Source organism: Rhodanobacter sp. Soil772, assembly GCF_001428385.1.
Taxonomy (GTDB): domain Bacteria; phylum Pseudomonadota; class Gammaproteobacteria; order Xanthomonadales; family Rhodanobacteraceae; genus Rhodanobacter.
Genome location: NZ_LMSK01000001.1, coordinates 159,225 through 172,856 on the forward strand (window position 1 = coordinate 159,225; position 13,632 = coordinate 172,856).

Sequence of the window (13,632 nt, forward strand, 5' to 3'; positions counted from 1 at the left end):
CGCCGCGGCTTTCAGCTTTCGTCGCCGCTGCCGGGAGTGAGCAGGCGGGCCGCGCCGAAATGGCAGGAGAAGGTGGAGCCGACACCCGGTGCGCTCTCGATGCGCAGTTGTGCCCGGTGCAGGTTCAGCACGTGCTTGACGATCGACAGGCCCAGGCCGGTGCCGCCGCTGTCGCGCGAGCGGCTGGAGGAGACCCGGTAGAAGCGTTCGGTGAGCCGGGCCAGGTGCGAGGCCGGAATGCCGAAGCCGGTGTCGCTGACCGAATACACCGCGCCGTCGGGTACGCGCTGCCAGCGGATCGTGATGCTGCCGCCGGCCGGGGTGTAGCGCACCGCGTTGCTGGCCAGGTTCGACAGCGCGCTGTGCAAGTCCTTCGGCGAGCCGAGCAGGTCCGCCTCGGCGGTGGATTCCAGCACGATGCGATGGCGGCCCTGGCTGAGCGCCTCGGCTTCCTTGCGCACGGTGGCCAGCAGCGCCGCCATCGGCACGCGTTCGTCGATCACTTCGTGCTGGGTTTCCAGCCGCGACAGGGTCAGCAGGTCTTCCACGATCTGGCCCATCCGTTTCGACTGCGTGCGCATCTCGCCCAGCACCGCCGCCAGCTCGGGCACGTCCTCCGGGTCGAGCAGTTCGAGGTAGCCATGGATCACCGTCAACGGCGTGCGCAACTCGTGCGACACGTTCGCCACGAAGTCGCGGCGCACCTGTTCGAGCCGGTTCAGATGGCTGATGTCGTGCGCCAGCAGCAACTGCTCCTGATCGCCGAACGGCAGCAGGCTGACGTTGAGCTGGCTGTCCGCCCGGCCGGGGGCGGTGACATCGGCGAGCGGCTCGCGCGCGCCGTCGCGCAGCCAGGTGGCCAGCTCCGAGCCGGCCAGCCGCTGCTGCAGCGCCGCGCCGCGATCATCCGGGCGGCGCAGCCCGAGCAGGTTCTCGGCGGCATGGTTGAACCAGCGGATCTGCTGCTGCCGGTCGAGCAGCACCACCGCATCCGGCAACTGGCCGGCAACGTTGCGAAGATCGCGCAGGGAGGAGGCAAGGCGGCGGGAACGCGTCATGAAACGGTCATGCTGGAGAGGGCTGCCGGCAGTCGATGCAGTCATCATGGCCCGCGCTTGATGACGGATCCGGGTCAGCAGCAAGACGACTTCGACCACGGCGACCAAGGCGACGCCTGCGGCCACGCGCCCACCGGCAAGCCAGCCCAGCACGGCGCCGGCGCACAGCGCCGCGGCGAGTGCCGCGGGCAGTTTCCAGGAAGACGTGCTGGGCGGGGTCATGCTGGCGCCGGAGTGTGGAGGGCGAGCCAGCATCGGCAAAAGCCGCGAAGACCGCAAGCTTGCCCGCGCCGGCTCAGGTGCTGGTCGAGAAGCGGTAGCCGGTGCCGCGCACGGTCTGCACCAGCTCGTCCAGCTTCCACGGCTCCAGTGTCTTGCGCAGGCGGCGGATATGCACATCGACGGTGCGCTCTTCCACGTACACGCTGCCGCCCCAGACGTGGTCGAGCAGCTGCGTGCGCGAGTAGACGCGTTCGGCATGGGTCATGAAGAAGTACAGCAGACGGTATTCGGTGGGGCCGATCGGCACCGGCTCGTCGCCGGCGAACACCCGGTGTGCCGGGCCGTCGATGCGCAGGCCGCCCAGTTCGACCACGCCGGAGCCGTCGTCGCCCTGGCTGCGCCGCAGTACGGCCTTGATCCGGGCGACCAGCTCGCGGGTGGAAAAGGGTTTCACCACGTAGTCGTCGACGCCGGCTTCGAGGCCGTTGACGCGATCCATCTCCTCGCCGCGTGCGGTGAGCATGATGATCGGGATCTCGCGGCTGAGCTCTTCCTTGCGCAGGCGCCGGGCCAGTTCGAGGCCGCTCATGCCCGGCAGCATCCAGTCCAGCAGGATCAGGTCGGGCACCTGTTCGGCGAGCGCCAGCTGGGCGGCACGGGCATCGGCGGCCTGCATCGCGTCCATGCCGGCCTTGCGCAGGGCAAAGGCGATCATTTCGCGAATCGAGGTCTCGTCTTCAACGATCAGGATGCGTTTGTGCACGCCGTGGTCTGCCTTGGCTTGTGACGGGCATATTGCAGCGGATGGATGTTACGTGTCGATGACAGTGGTGTGCCTACTGCCGGGAGCCGCTGTCCGGGCTGTCTTCGGTCTTGATCTTGCGCTTGTGCAGTTCCAGCACCAGCGGGGTCAGCTCGGCGATGCGCGCCTGGATGCGCACCCGCGCGTAGTAGTCCAGGTCGTCGCGCTTGAGCAGCCGCTTGAGCTGTTCCATCGCGTCGTACGGACGGCCGGAATAGTAGCTGGCGTCGGCGAAGGCCTCGCCGGCGCGCACGCTGTCGCCGGCCTTGTCGCTGGCGCGGGCGTAGGTGCTGTAGATCTCCGGCTCGCTGGCATTGTCCAGCAGCGGCCGCAGCAGGTTGGCGGCAAGATGGGCCTGCTCCTGGTCGCCGCCGGCGGTGAGTGCCTTGGCGTAGGCGAGCGCGACGGCGCGATTGCGTGGGGACTGGGTATTGAGCTCGCTGTAGATCGTCAGCGCCGCGGCGCGCTGCCCGGCCTGCAGGCGGGCGTCGGCCAGCGCCAGTTTCAGGATCAGGTTTTCCGGGTGGGATTGCAGCAACGGCTGCAGTTGTTCGATCGCCGTGGCGCCGCGGCCGCTGCGGGTGAGCGCCAGCGCGTAGCCGTAGCGGTTCGGCGGCGTGTCGAAATCCTGCCGGGACTGCAGGCTGGCGCTGTAGTAGGTGGCCAGCTTGGTCGCATCGCCGGCCAACACGCGCACGCGCTCGCGCATCAGGGCGTAGCTGTCCAGGTGGCCGCGGGCGGGCGGCTGGAACAACGTCGTGGGGTCTTTCACGAACGCGATCGGCGCGGTGTTTTTCTCCCACTGCAGCTTGTCCATGATGGTGCCGGCGGGGCGCAGCTTCTGCGCGGCGATCAGCGCGCCGGCGCGCGCCTTCGCGTCGCTGATCCGCATCGTCGTCACCGGGTGCGTCTGCAGCAGGGCCGGCACATCCTCGCCACCGGCGCCGGCGCTCATGACGTCCTGCATGCGCTGGAAGAAGCCGGCCATCGCGTTCGGGTCGAAGCCGGCCTTGGCCAGCGTCTGGATGCCGACGCGGTCGGCCTCGATCTCGTCCTTGCGGGTGAAGTTGATCGACTTTTGCGCGATCAGGCCCTGGCCGCCGGCCAGCACCGCCATCGGCGCGTCGCCGCTGCCGCTGCCGGCACCGGCGGCGATCGCGCCCAGCAGCACCAGCGCCATCAGCGGCGCGTCCTTCTTCGAATCCTCGAACGCGCGCTGCAGGTGGTTCTGCGTGATGTGGCCGATTTCGTGTGCGACCACGCCGGCCAGCTCGCTTTCGTCGCGGGTGATCGTCATCAGCCCGGCGTTCACCGCGATGTAGCCGCCGGGTGCGGCGAACGCGTTGATTTCCTGGTCCTTGACGACGAAGAACGCGAAGTGTTCCTTCGGCTTGTCGCTGCTGGCGGCCAGCCGGTAGCCGAGGTCGTTGATGTAGTCGTCCAGCAGCGGGTCGTCCACCACCATGTCCAGCGCACGCATCTGGCGCAGCATGGAGGCGCCGTAATCCTGCGCTTCCTGCGGCGAGATCAGCGCGTTCGCCGAACTGCCCAGGTCGGGCAGGCGCACGTCCTGCTGGGCGCCGGCGGCGCAAGCCAGCCCGGCGGTGATCAGCGCCGTCAGCAGGCGCGGTGCGAGTGGTCGTGGTGCCATGCTCATAAGGTGAGTGACAATAGCATTGTGACCGTGGTCCGCCGTGTCGGTTCCGCTTGAGCTGCCGGCGCGCGACCCCATTTAGTGACGGCCTTTCCCTAGTTGCGGAGTGTTGTGATGTCCAAGATCGAGGTCTATTCCACCGCGGTGTGCCCGTACTGCGTGGCGGCCAAGAACCTGCTCAAGTCCAAGGGGCTGGAGTGGACCGAAGTGCGCGTCGACACCGACGCGACACAGCGCGACGCGATGCTGGCGCGCAGCGGCGGCCGCCGCACGGTGCCGCAGATCTTCATCAACGACCGGCACGTGGGCGGCTACGACGACCTCGTTGCCGCCGACCGCAGCGGCAAGTTGGCCGAGCTGCTGGAGCAGGCGGCATGAGCGACAAACTTGCCGAATTCACCGCGTTCCGCCAGCGCATGAACGAGCGCATCCTGGCCGAGGACAACCAGGTCGTGCGGCGCTTTTTCGCGCTGGACACGCAGACCTACAAGGCCGGCGCGCTGGACGTGAAGACCAAGGAGATGCTGGGCCTGGTCGCCTCGATGGTGCTGCGCTGCGACGACTGCATCAGCTACCACGTGGCCCAGTGCAAGGACGCCGGCGTGCAGCGCGACGAGTTCTTCGAGGTATTCAGCGTGGGTCTGGTGGTGGGCGGCTCGATCGTGATCCCGCATCTGCGCCGCGCGGTGGATTTTCTCGACAAGCTGGAAGCCGGCGAGTCCGCCGCGCCGGAATGCGCCGACCACGCCTGAGCGACGCCTGCGGCTTTTTGCAATGCTGCGTGCGAGTATTTTCAACGTCTTGCGGGGCGCCCGCCCTGTTCGCGCGGGGGCTTATCGGCGATAATTGACCGGTTTCGGCACGTGCTCATCCCCATGCGCACGTGCCGCCCGTAGTTTTCGTTTCAAGGAGTTCCCCCCATGAGCAAGACGATTGCCGTGATCCCCGGCGACGGCATCGGCCCGGAGATCATGACCGCCACGCTGCGCGTGCTCGACGCGCTGGATTGCGGCCTTTCCTATGACTTCGTCGACGCCGGCATGGTCGCGCTGGACAAGCACGGCGACCTGCTGCCCAAGGCCACGCTGGACAAGATCGCCGAGCACAAGGTTGCCCTGAAAGGCCCGCTGACCACGCCGATCGGCGGCGGCTTCACCTCGGTCAACGTGACCCTGCGCCGGCACTTCGACCTGTATGCGAACGTACGTCCGGCGGTGAGCTTCCCGGGCACCAAGTCTCGCTACGAGAACATCGACATCATCACCGTGCGCGAGAACACCGAGGGCGCGTACCGCTCCGAGGGGCAGACCCTGTCCGCCGACGGCGAGATCGCCGAGTCGGTCGCGCGCAACACGCGTAAGGGCAGCAGCCGCATCGTGCGCTACGCGTTCGAGCTGGCGGTGAAGAAGGGCCGCAAGAAGGTCACCGCGGTGCACAAGGCGAACATCCTGAAGACCAGCTCGGGCCTGTTCCTCAACGTGGCGCGCGAGATCGCGAAGGAATACCCGCAGATCGAGTTCAACGAGATGATCGTGGACAACACCTGCATGCAGCTGGTGATGAAGCCCGAGCAGTTCGACGTGATCGTCACCACCAACCTGTTCGGCGACATCCTGTCGGACCTGTGCGCCGGCCTGGTCGGCGGCCTCGGCCTGGCGCCGGGCGACAACATCGGCGCCAACGCGGCGATCTTCGAGGCCGTGCACGGTTCGGCGCCGGACATCGCCGGCAAGGGCATCGCCAACCCCTGCGCGCTGCTGCTGGCCGCGGCCGACATGCTCGACTACCTGGACATGGTGGCCAAGGGCGACCGGCTGCGCCAGGCGATCCGCGACACCATGACGAACGACCGCGACAGCGTGACGCCGGACCTGGGCGGCAAGGGCAGCACCAGCAGCTTCGCCGACGCGATCGTGAAGCGCCTCGCGGCCTGATCCGGGCACGCTGGTCGCCAAAAAGGCCGCGGTCGCTCCGCGGCTTTTTTGTTGGATCGACGCCGGTCGAGCGGTTAGGCTCCCGGGCTGCGCCACGCGACCGCTGAAATCCACGATGCCATCACGGGTGATCCCCAGCCTGGCTTGTGTGTTCTGGGCTTTCGCCTGCATCGCTGCTGCGGTGCAGGCTACATTGCTGGCACTCGGCGCAGCCGTTGAACTCGCGTTCGACGCGGCGGCGCAGTGCGGGGATTTGCAGCAACGGCAACAGTGGCCAGTAGGCCGGGATCTGCCGGCACAGCAGGGCGAACCCAGCCGCGCCTCGCTGGGTCGTGCCGTAGCGCAGGTCCTGCACCACGACTTCGCCCAGGTGCAGCGGACCCACGGGCGAGACGCCCGTGGAATCTTCGAAACGGCCCAGCCAGTCGAGCCGGCGGTGCAGCCGCGCGTAGCGTGCGCATTTCGCGCAGTCCGGGTGACGGAACAGCCTGATCGTGGCCATGGCGATGGCCGTTCAGTGCTTGCCTGGCTTGTAGTGGCCGGGCTCGGCGCGCGAAGGGATGGCGATGCGGTTCCAGCCGTTGATCACGATCACCACCATGTTGAGGTCGATCAGCTCGTCCTCGCTGAACTGGGCGCGAGCCTCTTCGTAGACTTCGTCGGGCACGCCGTGGATCGGATCGAGCCGGGTCACCGCCTCGCACCAGGCCAGCGCGGCACGCTCGCGCGCACTGTAGAACGGCGCCTCGCGCCAGGCCTGCAGCACGTACAGACGCTGCTCGGTCTCGCCGGCGGCGCGGGCGTCCTTGCTGTGCATGTCCAGGCAATAGGCACAGCCGTTGAGCTGCGAGGCACGCATCTGCACCAGTTCGATCAGGCTCTGTTCGAGGCCGCAGCTCCTGACGTAATCGACCAGGGCGAGCAGCGGTTTCAGGGCGTCCGGGCGTTTGTAGGCATTGAAGCGGGGCATGGGGTTCTCCGTGGGGTGGATGGCCAAGGTGGCCGTTCAGTGCAAGGACGTGGGTGGCGCCGATTTCGTGACAGCCGCCAGCCGGGCGAGCTTGCCGGGGTGGCGCAGGGCGTGCACCGCGGTGATGCGCTCGCCGTCGTCGTCGATCCAGCTGGCCGAGATCAGCGTGTCGCCATGCCAGCCGAGCAGCGCCGGCGCGCCGTTGAGCTGGCGGATCTCGTGGCGCACGCCGCCGTACCGCTGCAGCTGCAGCGCGATCTGCATGTACAACCGGGCCAGCCGTTCGGCGCCGTGCAGCGGATGCAAGGTGGCCCGCGCCAGGCCGCCGCCGTCGGAAACGCTCATGGCATCTTCGGCAAACAGGGCGCGCAGGGTGGGCATGTCGGGTTGCTGCAGCGCCTGCATGAAGCGTTCGAGCAGGCGCCGCTGGGTGTCGATGTCCGGCATCGCCTGGCGCGGTCGATCCTCGCGCAGCCGCTGCTTCGCCCGATGCACGCGCTGGCGGCAGGCGTCCTCGCTGATCTCCAGCATCGCGGCCGTCTCGGCGTGGCTGTAATCGAACACCTCGCGCAGCAGGAAGGCGGCGCGTTCCTCCGCGCTCAATCGTTCCAGCAACAGCAGGAAGGTGAGGGTGAGGCTTTCAGCGCGCTCCAGTTGCGCCTCGGGCTGCTCGGATTCGGCGGCCAGCGGCTCCGGCAGCCACGGGCCGGGATAGTGCGCGCGTTCGGTCTTGGCCCGGCGCAGGCGATCGAGCGCGATGCGCGTGGTCACGGTGACCAGCCAGGCTTCCGGGTCGTCCAGTGCGTCGGCATCCTGCGTGTGCCAGCGCAGCCAGGCGTCGTGCAGGACGTCCTCGGCGTCGCTGGGCGTGCCGAGCATGCGGTAGGCCAGGCCGAACAGGCGTGGGCGGTGTTGCTGGAACAGTGCGGTGTGCGGATCCATGGCGTTCTCCATTGCGGCGTCCAGACAGGACGCGCGGGGATCACACGATGTGACCGCTCAGCGGAGCGTCACTTATCGAAGCAGCGGCCACGGTGCCAGGAAGATCAGCCAGACCAGCAGCAGGATGCCGACGTACTTGCAGGCCTTGTACAGCTTCTTGTGCCGCCGCTTGAACTCGGCCTTGAACCGGTTGCCGCCGGCATGCTTGCTGCGCTGGCTCAGCGCGAACAGGCGGTTCACGAAACCGGTCTTCTCCGCTTCGCCCTCGGTGTTCGGCGAGGCGGTGATCTTGCCCATGAACGCGCCGACCCGATGGTTGACCGCGCTCATCCAGCGCGTGCGCAGCGGGCGCTCGACATCGGCGAACAGGATCACCCGGGTCTGCCCGGTGGTGTTCTCGGCCCAGTGCACGTAGGTCTCGTCGAACACCACGTCCTTGCCGTCGCCCCAGGCGTGCTCCTCGCCGTCGACGAAGATGCGGCAGCCCGGCGAGTTCGGCGTGATCAGGCCCAGGTGGTAGCGCAGCGAACCGGCAAACGGGTCGCGGTGCGGGTTGAGCTTGCTGCCCGGCGGCAGCAGCGCGAACATCGCCGCCTTCACGCTGGGGATCGACTTCAGCAAGGCCACCGTCTGCGGGCACAGCGCCTCGGCCGAGGTCAGCGGCTCGCCGTACCACTTCAGGTAGAAGCGCTTCCAGCCCTGCTTGAAGAAGCTGTTGAAGCTGGCGTCGTTGTTCTTCGCGGCGGCGCGGATATAACCCTCGTCGAACAGGTGCGTCGCCTCATCGCGAATGACCTGCCAGTTCGCCTGCAGCAGGTCCAGCTGCGGAAAGCCGCGGCGGTCGAGGATGGGCCGCGCCGGCACCGCCGAGAACGCGTACATCAGCAGGTTGTACGGCGCGAACACCGCCGAGTGGTCGACCAACTGGCGATCGAAACGCAGCCGCACGCGGCCGCGCAGGTGCACCAGCAGCACGCACAACGCGAAGAAGGCAAACAGGGCCAGCAGGACGAGGCGGGGAGTGAGAAGCATGTCGGCGCTTGCAACCGTGAGATGTCTGTCAGACAGGCATTCTACTCGTTTGGCTGCCGCCGTTATCGCGAGGCTGCCGCGGCCTTCGCCTGCTGCTCCCGGGTCAGCTCGACGTGCTGCTGCGGGCTGATCGGATCGAACACCGGCTGTACGACACTGCCCTTGTGGCGCAGCGCGGCGATCATGTTGGCGGCGGGGTAGCGGCTGGCGGCGAGAGCGGCCACGTCGATCGCCTGCATGCGATCGATCCATTCGCGGTCCTCGGCCCGCTGCGGGTCGAAGTTGAAACCGATCCGCCGTTCGACGAACGGCATGATGGCGCCGCCGAAGCTGAAGAACAGCTCGAAGTCGAACTCGGCCAGCAGGCAGGCCACGATGTCCTGCGCGCGCACGCCTTCGTTGGAATACGCGGCATGGTTGATCGGGCAATAGCGCGGCGATGTCGTATTGAAATGGCGATCATGGCGCTTGTCGGCCGGCAGGGTCGCCCACGCTTCCTGCACCACGGTTTCCACGTCGGGCCACAGTTGGTGGCCGTTGCGGCCGATGATGTCGGAACTGAGCAGCACGCCTTGCGCGGCCAGCGAACGACGCAGCGATACGCAGAGGATTTCCAGTTCGGTGACGTGGTGGAAGAACTGGTTGACGATGATGACGTCCTGCGCGGGCAGTGCGAACGGCAGGTTGCAGTCGCGCGCCTCGAATGTCATCAGTGCATCGACGCCGCGCTCGTGTGCTGCGGTGGCGGCATGGCGCATCAGCGCAGGATTGAAGTCCATGCAGGTGATGTGCACTGCACTGCCGTCCGCGCGCAGGCGTGCGGCAAGCTCGATCTCCATCCCGCATGAGCCGGTGCCGACGCTGAGCACGTGCACGGGTGCGTTTGCACCGGCTGCGCTGCGCCGGATGTGGTCGAGAAAGAAACTTTCCGGCGAGCCGATGCCCAGCCGCTGCGCGTCCGGCGCCAGGAAACGCCCCGACCAGTACGTGAAGATCGGCGGCAGCGTTTCGCCCTGGTATTGCGGGGTAACGCTGAACGCGACGCGCTCGGCCACGGCCAGCAGCCGGCGGCGAGCCGGCGCCGGCAGCGAGCGTGCCAGCCATGCGATGGCGCGCTTGACCGGAAGCCGGTGGCGGTAGGCGAAATTCTTCAACGACATGGAGGCGGCGTCAGTCGGGCATGGCTGGGGAACGGGGCGCGGGAGCGGCGGGGCCTGCCGGCTTGCGACAGGCCCCGCGGCTTACCACGTCGCTGACGTTACAGTGTCTCCGCCGCGAAATCCGCCAGTCGCGAACGTTCGCCGCGGCGCAGGGTGATGTGCGCCGAATGCGCCCAGTTCTTGAAACGGTCCACCGCGTAGGTGAGGCCGGAGGTGGTTTCAGTGAGGTAGGGCGTGTCGATCTGTTCGACGTTGCCGAGGCAGACGATCTTGGTGCCGGGGCCGGCGCGGGTGATCAGGGTCTTCATCTGCTTCGGGGTGAGGTTCTGCGCCTCGTCGATGATCAGGTAGCGGTTGAGAAAGGTGCGCCCGCGCATGAAGTTCAGCGAGCGGATCTTGATGCGCGAGGCGAGCAGGTCGTTGGTGGCCTGGCGGCCCCAGCTGCCGCCGTCCTCGGGGTTGGTGAGCACTTCGAGGTTGTCGGTCAGCGCGCCCATCCACGGCGTCATCTTTTCCTCTTCGGTGCCGGGCAGGAAGCCGATGTCCTCGCCCACCGAGACGGTGGCGCGGGTCATGATGATCTCACGGTAGCGCTGCTGGTCCATCACCTGGGCCAGGCCGGCGGCCAGCGCCAGCAGGGTCTTGCCGGTGCCGGCGTTGCCGAGCAGGGTGACGAAATCGACATCCGGGTCCATCAGCACGTTGAGCGCGAAGTTCTGCTCGCGGTTGCGTGCGCCGATGCCCCACACGTGGTGGTTCGCGTGCGAGTGGTCGTCCAGCAGGACCAGGGTGGCGCTGGCGTCGTCGAGGTGCAGCACGCGCAGCTCGACCGCGTTTTCGCCGGGCAGGTACAGGCATTGGTTGGGGTGCCAGTCATCCTCCTCGCGTCGGTTCATTTCGTAGAACGTGCGGCCGCGTTCGGTCCACGAGCGCACTTCCGGGTGCCGCTCCCAGAAGTCTTCCGGCAGCTGGGCGGAGCCGGTGTAGAGCAGGGAGAAATCGTCCAGCGCGCGATCGTTCTCGTAATCCTCGGCGACGATGCCGTTGATGCTGGCCTTGATCCGGAGGTTGATGTCCTTGGTGACCAGGATGACGTCGCGGCCGGGGTTCTGGTCACGCAGTTCGATCACCGCCGACAGGATCTGGTTGTCCGCCTTGGCGTGGCCGTTGCTGCTGGTGCGGTGCTGGAAATACAGCCGACCCACCGAGGCGCCGCGCTTGAGCTTGATGCCCTGCGGGTTGCTCAGCTCCAGCCCGTCGCCGAGGTCGTGCTGCTTGCCCAGTTCGATCAGCTCGTTGAGGAAGCGGCTGACCTGGCGCCCGTTGCGCGAGACTTCCGAGGCGCCCTTCTTTTTTTCGTCCAGTTCCTCCAGCACAGTCATCGGGATGAAGACGTCGTGTTCCTCGAAGCGGAACAGCGAGGTCGGGTCATGCAGCAGGACGTTGGTGTCGAGAGCGTAGATGCGCTTGCTTCCGGTCATGCGGAAGTGTCCTCGCTGGTGGGTGGAAGAAACGGGCGGATGGAAGCCATGAACGGCGGCATGGTCACCGGGTGGGGATGGCGTCGAGCACGGCCTGGGCGTGGCCGGGGACTTTCACGCCACGCCATTCGCGCGCCAGCTTCCCGTCGGGGTCGACCAGGAAGGTGCTGCGCACGATGCCCAGGTGGTGCTTGCCGTACAGCACCTTCTCGTGGATCACGTCGAACGCGCGGCACCAGGTTTCGTCGGCATCGGACACCAGCGGGAACGGCAGCTCCTGTTTCGCCGCGAAGTTGGCGTGCGATTTCTCGGAATCGCGCGACACGCCGATGACCTGCGCATGGCGTTCGAGGAAGGCCGGGTAAAGGTCGCGAAAATCCCTGGCCTCATTGGTGCAGCCGGGCGTCGAGTCCTTCGGGTAGAAATACACCACGAGCCACTGGCCCTTGAGGCTGGCGAGCTTCAGTTCGCCGCCGTCGCCGGTGGTGCCTTTCAGCGGGGGTAGCTTCTTGCCGATATCGGGCATGACGGATCCTGCACGGCGCTGCGGCGCCGTGATCGTTGGTGGAAAGCGAGGGGTGACGCGGTTTGGACGAGGGGCGTCATGGCGCCCGGAGCGATCGGCATGAATCGACACGCTGGCTGCAATGCAACGTCCCTCCGGCAGGGTCACGGGCACAGACTAGCGCTTGTCCGGCAGCCGATGACAGCCCTTGTCAGGCGGGCGCCAACGCGCGATGCTCGGAAGACTGCCTCGCCTCAGAATTTGACCGGATCCATGATCGCGTCGAGGTTCAAGCCGTCGCACAGTTCCAGGAAGTCGTCGCGCAGCGCGGCGATGTGGATTTCCGCCGGGATGCCGATAGTGAACTGGGCCTGGAACATGTCCGCCCCGGTCTGCATCGCCTGGTAGCGGGTAGAGTTCAGCTGCTCCACGCTGATTCCGTGCTGGCTGAAGAAATCCACGATGCGCGCCACGATGCCGGGCCGGTCGGCCGCCACCACTTCCACCAGGTAGGGCAGCAAATGCGAGCTGTTCTGGCGCGGGCCGGTACGGTAATGCACCAGCCGCATGTTCTCGTCGCGGGTCAGCTTGGCCAGCGCGGTTTCCAGCTTGGCCAGCGCGTCCCACGCGCCGGTGGCCAGCAACATCAGCGAGATTTCCGTGCCGATGGTGGAGACGCGCGACTCGGACAGGTTGCAGCCGGCGTCGGCGATGCGCTTGGCCAGCGCCAGCAGCGGCGACTTGGTCGCCGGGGTGAGCGCGTGGATCAGCAACTGGTTGTCGTTGCCCGAACGCGTGGAGGCGGAAGAGGGGCCGGGGGAAGGTTTCAAAAGGGTCTGCCTGTGGACGTCGTCGGCCCGCGCGACGCGGAGCCATGAGACTACTCCGGTCGAGCTTACTTGCCCGCCTCGCGAGGCGGCAAGTAACATGCGAGGCTTGCCTTGGTAGCGGAATCGAGTCTTGAACATTCGCGGAAGCATCTGCGCGCTGGCCACGCCGTTCGCGGTCGACGGCGCACTCGACCTGGATGCGTTCGGCCGGTTGCTCGATCACCAGCTGGCCGGCGGTACCCAGGCGCTGGTGGTGGCCGGCTCCACCGGCGAGGCGCACATGCTGGAGCACGACGAGTTCGACCGCCTGCTAGCGTTCGCGCTCGAGCGCGTGGCCGGGCGGGTGCCGGTGATCGCCGGCACCGGCGAGGCCGGCACCGCCAAGACGGTTGCGCTGACCCGCCGCGCCAGGACCCTGGGTGCCGATGCGGCACTGGTGGTGACGCCGTACTACGTGCGCCCGACCCAGGAAGGCCTGCGCCGGCATTTCCTGGAAGTGGCCGAGCACGGTGGCCTGCCGGTACTGCTGTACAACGTGCCGACCCGCACCGGTTGCGACCTGCTGCCGTCGACCGTGGCTGCGCTGCGCGAGCACCCGGCGATCGTCGGGATCAAGGAGGCGCGGGGCGATCGCGAGCGGATTTCGGCGTTGGTGGAACTTGTGCGCGAAGATTTCGTCTATCTGTCCGGCGACGACGGCAGCGCCGGCGAGGCGATGCTGGCCGGCGCTGCCGGTACCATTTCGGTGGTGGCCAACCTGGTGCCGCAGGCGTTCCGTGCCCTGTGCGATGCGGCTACCGGCGGCGACCAGGCGGCGACGGCGCGGTGTCATGCCGCATTGGAACCATTGGTGCAGGCGCTCAACTGCGCGCCGAACCCGATCGCGGTCAAGGCTGGCCTGCCCGTGTTGGGGCTGGGTCTGGCGCTGCCAAGGTTGCCGCTGGTGGAACTGAACGACGGTCCGGATCGCGCCCGATTGCACCAAGCGCTGTCCAGTCTGGCATCCTTGGCGACTGCGGCCGGTTGACGGTTGCCTGACTTA

General features: G+C 67.3%; 15 protein-coding genes. 4 read left to right on the forward strand and 11 right to left on the reverse strand.

The features are described 5' to 3' along the window. Positions 1 to 11: 11 nt before the first annotated feature. The 3 genes from phoR to ASG75_RS00840 all read right to left on the reverse strand — a co-directional run bounded on the left by phoR (position 12) and on the right by ASG75_RS00840 (position 3,739). Positions 12 to 1,280, reverse strand: coding sequence for a phosphate regulon sensor histidine kinase PhoR (phoR, locus tag ASG75_RS00830; protein ID WP_056384839.1), 1,269 nt, complete (start codon positions 1,278 to 1,280; stop codon positions 12 to 14). 73 nt (positions 1,281 to 1,353) lie between these two features. Further along, entirely contained in the window at positions 1,354 to 2,043 is a 690-nt protein-coding gene (gene phoB / locus ASG75_RS00835; RefSeq protein ID WP_056384841.1) for a phosphate regulon transcriptional regulator PhoB, read from the reverse strand. 73 nt (positions 2,044 to 2,116) lie between these two features. After that, on the reverse strand, positions 2,117 to 3,739 hold the full coding sequence (locus tag ASG75_RS00840) for a M48 family metalloprotease (RefSeq protein ID WP_200935568.1): 1,623 nt from the start codon (positions 3,737 to 3,739) through the stop codon (positions 2,117 to 2,119). A gap of 111 nt (positions 3,740 to 3,850) precedes the next feature. Here ASG75_RS00840 and grxC point away from each other — a divergent pair, with 111 nt between their 5' ends. From grxC to ASG75_RS00855, 3 genes are all read left to right on the forward strand, one after another. Beyond that, a complete protein-coding gene (grxC, locus tag ASG75_RS00845; protein WP_056384845.1) occupies positions 3,851 to 4,114 on the forward strand; it encodes a glutaredoxin 3 in 264 nt (87 codons plus the stop codon). After that, a complete protein-coding gene (locus tag ASG75_RS00850; RefSeq protein WP_056384846.1) occupies positions 4,111 to 4,488 on the forward strand; it encodes a carboxymuconolactone decarboxylase family protein in 378 nt (125 codons plus the stop codon). Before grxC ends, ASG75_RS00850 begins: the two co-directional genes overlap by 4 nt. A 168-nt stretch (positions 4,489 to 4,656) precedes the next feature. Further along, the gene (locus tag ASG75_RS00855; RefSeq protein ID WP_056384848.1) at positions 4,657 to 5,670 is read left to right on the forward strand and encodes an isocitrate dehydrogenase; all 1,014 of its coding nucleotides are present in this window, start codon (positions 4,657 to 4,659) and stop codon (positions 5,668 to 5,670) included. 121 nt (positions 5,671 to 5,791) lie between these two features. On the opposite strand, the gene ASG75_RS00860 is transcribed toward ASG75_RS00855, so the two are convergent. The 8 genes from ASG75_RS00860 to ASG75_RS00895 form a co-directional block, all read right to left on the reverse strand. Beyond that, complete coding sequence (locus ASG75_RS00860) at positions 5,792 to 6,172, reverse strand: hypothetical protein (RefSeq protein WP_056384850.1); 381 nt, start codon at positions 6,170 to 6,172, stop codon at positions 5,792 to 5,794. A 12-nt stretch (positions 6,173 to 6,184) separates the two neighbouring features. Next, positions 6,185 to 6,640, reverse strand: a complete 456-nt coding sequence (locus ASG75_RS00865; RefSeq protein ID WP_056384852.1) for a carboxymuconolactone decarboxylase family protein — start codon at positions 6,638 to 6,640, stop codon at positions 6,185 to 6,187. Between the two features lie 36 nt (positions 6,641 to 6,676). Beyond that, positions 6,677 to 7,582 carry an RNA polymerase sigma factor SigJ gene (gene sigJ, locus ASG75_RS00870; protein ID WP_056386900.1) on the reverse strand — a complete coding sequence of 302 codons (906 nt, stop codon included), beginning with the start codon at positions 7,580 to 7,582 and terminating at the stop codon, positions 6,677 to 6,679. A 72-nt stretch (positions 7,583 to 7,654) separates the two neighbouring features. After that, the gene (locus tag ASG75_RS00875; RefSeq protein WP_056384855.1) at positions 7,655 to 8,614 is read right to left on the reverse strand and encodes an aspartyl/asparaginyl beta-hydroxylase domain-containing protein; all 960 of its coding nucleotides are present in this window, start codon (positions 8,612 to 8,614) and stop codon (positions 7,655 to 7,657) included. Positions 8,615 to 8,676: 62 nt separating this feature from the next. Then, a complete protein-coding gene (locus ASG75_RS00880) occupies positions 8,677 to 9,774 on the reverse strand; it encodes a class I SAM-dependent methyltransferase (protein WP_056384857.1) in 1,098 nt (365 codons plus the stop codon). A gap of 98 nt (positions 9,775 to 9,872) precedes the next feature. Continuing rightward, on the reverse strand, positions 9,873 to 11,255 hold the full coding sequence (locus ASG75_RS00885; protein WP_056384858.1) for a PhoH family protein: 1,383 nt from the start codon (positions 11,253 to 11,255) through the stop codon (positions 9,873 to 9,875). Positions 11,256 to 11,319: 64 nt separating this feature from the next. Beyond that, positions 11,320 to 11,781, reverse strand: a complete 462-nt coding sequence (locus tag ASG75_RS00890) for a peroxiredoxin (RefSeq protein WP_056384860.1) — start codon at positions 11,779 to 11,781, stop codon at positions 11,320 to 11,322. Positions 11,782 to 12,014: 233 nt separating this feature from the next. Further along, a complete protein-coding gene (locus ASG75_RS00895; protein ID WP_235580121.1) occupies positions 12,015 to 12,689 on the reverse strand; it encodes a glycine cleavage system protein R in 675 nt (224 codons plus the stop codon). A gap of 31 nt (positions 12,690 to 12,720) precedes the next feature. On the opposite strand from ASG75_RS00895, the gene dapA reads away from it, so the two are divergent. Beyond that, the gene (gene dapA, locus ASG75_RS00900; RefSeq protein WP_056384863.1) at positions 12,721 to 13,617 is read left to right on the forward strand and encodes a 4-hydroxy-tetrahydrodipicolinate synthase; all 897 of its coding nucleotides are present in this window, start codon (positions 12,721 to 12,723) and stop codon (positions 13,615 to 13,617) included. The last annotated feature ends 15 nt before the right edge of the window (positions 13,618 to 13,632 follow it).

What these genes read in the sequence shown, in the direction of transcription:
- sigJ (WP_056386900.1), bottom strand. Translation starts at nt 7,582, where the DNA reads ATGGATCCGCACACCGCACTGTTCCAGCAACACCGCCCACGCCTGTTC.
- ASG75_RS00885 (WP_056384858.1), bottom strand. Translation starts at nt 11,255, where the DNA reads ATGACCGGAAGCAAGCGCATCTACGCTCTCGACACCAACGTCCTGCTG.
- ASG75_RS00865 (WP_056384852.1), bottom strand. Translation starts at nt 6,640, where the DNA reads ATGCCCCGCTTCAATGCCTACAAACGCCCGGACGCCCTGAAACCGCTG.
- ASG75_RS00855 (WP_056384848.1), top strand. Translation starts at nt 4,657, where the DNA reads ATGAGCAAGACGATTGCCGTGATCCCCGGCGACGGCATCGGCCCGGAG.
- phoR (WP_056384839.1), bottom strand. Translation starts at nt 1,280, where the DNA reads ATGACCCCGCCCAGCACGTCTTCCTGGAAACTGCCCGCGGCACTCGCC.
- ASG75_RS00875 (WP_056384855.1), bottom strand. Translation starts at nt 8,614, where the DNA reads ATGCTTCTCACTCCCCGCCTCGTCCTGCTGGCCCTGTTTGCCTTCTTC.
- ASG75_RS00840 (WP_200935568.1), bottom strand. Translation starts at nt 3,739, where the DNA reads ATGAGCATGGCACCACGACCACTCGCACCGCGCCTGCTGACGGCGCTG.
- ASG75_RS00890 (WP_056384860.1), bottom strand. Translation starts at nt 11,781, where the DNA reads ATGCCCGATATCGGCAAGAAGCTACCCCCGCTGAAAGGCACCACCGGC.
- ASG75_RS00895 (WP_235580121.1), bottom strand. Translation starts at nt 12,689, where the DNA reads ATGTTACTTGCCGCCTCGCGAGGCGGGCAAGTAAGCTCGACCGGAGTA.
- grxC (WP_056384845.1), top strand. Translation starts at nt 3,851, where the DNA reads ATGTCCAAGATCGAGGTCTATTCCACCGCGGTGTGCCCGTACTGCGTG.
- ASG75_RS00860 (WP_056384850.1), bottom strand. Translation starts at nt 6,172, where the DNA reads ATGGCCACGATCAGGCTGTTCCGTCACCCGGACTGCGCGAAATGCGCA.
- ASG75_RS00850 (WP_056384846.1), top strand. Translation starts at nt 4,111, where the DNA reads ATGAGCGACAAACTTGCCGAATTCACCGCGTTCCGCCAGCGCATGAAC.
- ASG75_RS00880 (WP_056384857.1), bottom strand. Translation starts at nt 9,774, where the DNA reads ATGTCGTTGAAGAATTTCGCCTACCGCCACCGGCTTCCGGTCAAGCGC.